The sequence below is a fragment of the Synechococcus sp. R6-10 genome, assembly GCF_047461815.1.
Lineage (GTDB): Bacteria > Cyanobacteriota > Cyanobacteriia > Thermostichales > Thermostichaceae > Thermostichus.
In genome coordinates this window covers 1-900 of record NZ_JANSHW010000668.1, presented here as the reverse complement: position 1 = coordinate 900, position 900 = coordinate 1, and the positions used below count along the sequence as shown (strand labels likewise).

The following is a 900-nucleotide window of genomic DNA, read 5'->3' as shown; positions in this document are numbered from 1 at the left end:
GCCACGGCGGGCCCACCGGGGCGACGGCAGCCGTGCTCAACCTGGGGATCCAATACTGGACCAGTCGGGGGATTGCGGTTTTGGATGTGAACTACCGGGGCAGCAGCGGCTACGGACGGGCCTATCGGGATGCTCTCAAAGGCCGGTGGGGCCTGGTAGATGTGGAAGATTGCATCGCCGGATCCCAATTTTTGGCAGAACAGGGCAAGGTGGATGGGGAACGGCTGCTCATTCAAGGGGGCAGCGCTGGCGGCTATACCACGTTGGCGGCCTTGACCTTCCACAGGGTCTTCCGGGCGGGTGCCAGCTACTACGGGGTGAGCGATCTGGAAGCCCTAGCCCAGGAGACCCACAAGTTCGAGTCTCGCTACTTGGACAGCCTCATTGGCCCCTACCCAGAGCGGCGGGATCTCTACCGGGAGCGTTCCCCCATTCATCACCTGGAGGGCCTCAATTGTCCGGTTATCTTCTTCCAAGGGTTGGAAGACGCCATCGTGCCCCCCAATCAGGCGGAGAGGATGGTGGCAGCCCTACGGGCCAAAGGGATCCCAGTGGCCTATGTGCCTTTCGAGGGAGAGCAACACGGCTTTCGCCAGGCGGCCAACATCAAAAGGGCCTTGGAGGCAGAGCTTTACTTTTATGCCCAGGTGCTGGGGTTTCCGCTGGCAGAACCTCTTGAGCCGGTTCGGATCGAGAACTTGGACACCTGATGATGACTGCTCAATGGGTCGAATAGAAAGGGATCCCGTCCCATCTATGGCCCATTGTTGCTCCACAACGCTGTCGCGACAGAGCAGCCCCTCTATGATGGACTTACCAGCCAACCCGGATGGAGCATGACTCTAGTCAATAATAAGCTCAACTATACTGAAAATAATGTATAATATGTTCAGTACGGAT

At 58.2% G+C, this 900-nt stretch carries 1 protein-coding gene; it reads left to right on the top strand.

All coding sequences use genetic code 11. The features are described 5' to 3' along the window. On the top strand, nucleotides 1–710 hold a 710-nt coding region (locus NW837_RS15180; RefSeq protein WP_414332462.1), incomplete at its 5' end, for a S9 family peptidase. Between the last annotated feature and the right edge of the window lie 190 nt (nucleotides 711–900).